The organism is Micromonospora endolithica, from assembly GCF_003626595.1.
GTDB lineage: Bacteria > Actinomycetota > Actinomycetes > Mycobacteriales > Micromonosporaceae > Micromonospora > Micromonospora endolithica.
On record NZ_RBAK01000032.1, the window covers coordinates 1 to 3,382 of the forward strand.

Annotated in this window: 2 rRNA genes; both read left to right on the plus strand. The window is 57.1% G+C overall.

Annotated elements, in window-relative coordinates:
* Positions 1-69 precede the first annotated feature (69 nt).
* A 23S ribosomal RNA gene (locus D7223_RS32305) occupies positions 70-3,179 on the plus strand.
* 84 nt (positions 3,180-3,263) lie between these two features.
* A 5S ribosomal RNA gene (rrf, locus tag D7223_RS32310) occupies positions 3,264-3,380 on the plus strand.
* Positions 3,381-3,382 lie beyond the last annotated feature (2 nt).

Consider the following 3,382-nt stretch of genomic DNA (forward strand, 5'->3'; position numbering starts at 1 on the left):
GGTGTGGGGCGTGAGGGTTGTGGGTTGGTCGTTTGTTGAGAATTGCACAGTGGACGCGAGCATCTTTGTGGTCAAGTTGTCAAGGGCGAACGGTGGATGCCTTGGCACCAGGAGCCGATGAAGGACGTGGGAGGCCGCGATAGGCCTGGGGGAGCTGTCAACCAAGCTGTGATCCCAGGGTGTCCGAATGGGGGAACCCGGCACCAGTCATGTGGTGTCACCTGCACCTGAACACATAGGGTGTATGGAGGGAACGCGGGGAAGTGAAACATCTCAGTACCCGTAGGAAGAGAAAACAAATAGTGATTCCGTGAGTAGTGGCGAGCGAAAGCGGATTGAGGCTAAACCGGTTGCGTGTGATACCTGTCAGGGGTTGCGTAGTCGGGGTTGTGGGACCCTGCTGAGTGTGCTGACACGCATTCGAGGAGTTACAAAGCCAGTGATTAGTCGAACAGTCTGGAATGGCTGACCGTAGACGGTGATAGTCCGGTAGGTGAAAGTTGCTGGTCTTCTGTGGGTGTTCCCGAGTAGCGGCGGACTCCTGAAATCTGCCGTGAATCTGCCAGGACCACCTGGTAAGCCTAAATACTTCCTGGTGACCGATAGCGGACGAGTACCGTGAGGGAATGGTGAAAAGTACCCCGGGAGGGGAGTGAAATAGTACCTGAAACCGTTCGCCTACAATCCGTCGGAGCCTTGCGGGGTGACGGCGTGCCTTTTGAAGAATGAGCCTGCGAGTTAGTGGCATGTGGCGAGGTTAACCCGTGTGGGGGAGCCGTAGCGAAAGCGAGTCTGAATAGGGCGATTCAGTCGCGTGTCCTAGACCCGAAGCGGAGTGATCTAGCCATGGGCAGGCTGAAGCGCGGGTAAGACCGCGTGGAGGGCCGAACCCACCAACGTTGAAAAGTTGGGGGATGACCTGTGGTTAGGGGTGAAAGGCCAATCAAACTCCGTGATAGCTGGTTCTCCCCGAAATGCATTTAGGTGCAGCGTCGCGTGTTTCTTGCCGGAGGTAGAGCACTGGATGGTCTAGGGGGCCCACAAGCTTACCGAAATCAGCCAAACTCCGAATGCCGGTAAGTGAGAGCGCGGCAGTGAGACTGCGGGGGATAAGCTTCGTAGTCGAGAGGGAAACAGCCCAGATCACCAGCTAAGGCCCCTAAGCGTGTGCTAAGTGGAAAAGGATGTGGGGTCGCATAGACAACCAGGAGGTTGGCTTAGAAGCAGCCACCCTTTAAAGAGTGCGTAATAGCTCACTGGTCAAGTGGTTCCGCGCCGACAATGTAGCGGGGCTCAAGCACACCGCCGAAGCTGTGGCATTCACATTTTAACCACGCAACGCCTTGATGTGTTGTGCAGGTGTGTGGATGGGTAGGGGAGCGTCGTGCCGGGGGTGAAGCAGCGGGGTGACCCAGTTGTGGACGCGGCACGAGTGAGAATGCAGGCATGAGTAGCGAAAGAAGGGTGAGAAACCCTTCCGCCGGATGACCAAGGGTTCCAGGGCCAGGCTAATCCGCCCTGGGTGAGTCGGGACCTAAGGCGAGGCCGAGAGGCGTAGTCGATGGACAACGGGTTGATATTCCCGTACCCGCGAAAGAGCGTCCCTGATGAACCTCGTTGTGCTAACCACCCGAACCGCCGGCGACCTTCGGGTCAATGGTGGGGAGCGTGGGAACCTGGCGGGTAGTAGTCAAGCGATGGGGTGACGCAGGAAGGTAGCTGAGCCCGGCCGGTGGTTGTGCCGGGGTAAGCGTGTAGGCCGTACCGTAGGCAAATCCGCGGTGCATGAAGGCTGAGACGTGATGCCGAGCCGATTCAGGTGAAGTCAGTGATCCTATGCTGCCGAGAAAAGCCTCTAGCGAGTTCTTAGCGGCCCGTACCCCAAACCGACACAGGTGGTCAGGTAGAGAATACCGAGGCGATCGGGCGAACTGTGGTTAAGGAACTCGGCAAATTGCCCCCGTAACTTAGGGAGAAGGGGGGCCGGAGACGTGAAGCCCCGCGCGGGTGGAGCGTTGTATGGCCGCAGAGAGCAGGGGGAAGCGACTGTTTACTAAAAACACAGGTCCATGCGAAGAAGTAATTCGATGTATATGGACTGACGCCTGCCCGGTGCTGGAACGTTAAGGGGACCTGTTAGCTCTTCGGGGCGAAGCGGAGAACTTAAGCGCCAGTAAACGGCGGTGGTAACTATAACCATCCTAAGGTAGCGAAATTCCTTGTCGGGTAAGTTCCGACCTGCACGAATGGCGTAACGACTTCCCCACTGTCTCAACCACAGGCCCGGCGAAATTGCATTACGAGTAAAGATGCTCGTTACGCGCGGCAGGACGGAAAGACCCCGGGACCTTTACTATAGCTTGACATTGGTATCTGAATTAGCTTGTGTAGGATAGGTGGGAGCCGGTGAAGTCCATACGCCAGTATGGGTGGAGGCAATCTTGAAATACCACTCTGGTTGATTTGGGTATCTAACTTCGGACCGTTATCCGGTTCAGGGACAGTGTCTGGTGGGTAGTTTAACTGGGGCGGTTGCCTCCTAAAGGGTAACGGAGGCGCCCAAAGGTTCCCTCAGCCTGGTTGGCAATCAGGTGTTGAGTGCAAGTGCACAAGGGAGCTTGACTGTGAGACTGACAGGTCGAGCAGGGACGAAAGTCGGGACTAGTGATCCGGCACTGGCATGTGGAAGCGGTGTCGCTCAACGGATAAAAGGTACCCCGGGGATAACAGGCTGATCTTCCCCAAGAGTCCATATCGACGGGATGGTTTGGCACCTCGATGTCGGCTCGTCGCATCCTGGGGCTGTAGCAGGTCCCAAGGGTTGGGCTGTTCGCCCATTAAAGCGGTACGCGAGCTGGGTTTAGAACGTCGTGAGACAGTTCGGTCCCTATCCGCCGTGCGCGTAGGATACTTGAGAAGGGCTGTCCCTAGTACGAGAGGACCGGGACGGACGAACCTCTGGTGTGCCAGTTGTCCCGCCAGGGGCACGGCTGGTTAGCTACGTTCGGAAGGGATAACCGCTGAAAGCATCTAAGCGGGAAGCTCGCTTCAAGATGAGGTATCCCACCACCCTTTGGGTGGGTAAGGCCCCCAGCTAGACGACTGGGTTGATAGGCCGGAAATGTAAGCCCGGTAACGGGTTCAGTTGACCGGTACTAATAGGCCGAGGACTTGACTACCAAGCTGCTACGCGTCCACTGTGCAACTCTGAACAAGCGACAACCCTGTGACGATCCCGGGTGTGGTTGACATGTTCATAGAGTTACGGCGGTCATGGCGGAGGGGAAACGCCCGGTCACATTCCGAACCCGGAAGCTAAGCCCTCCAGCGCCGATGGTACTGCACCCGGGAGGGTGTGGGAGAGTAGGACACCGCCGGACAA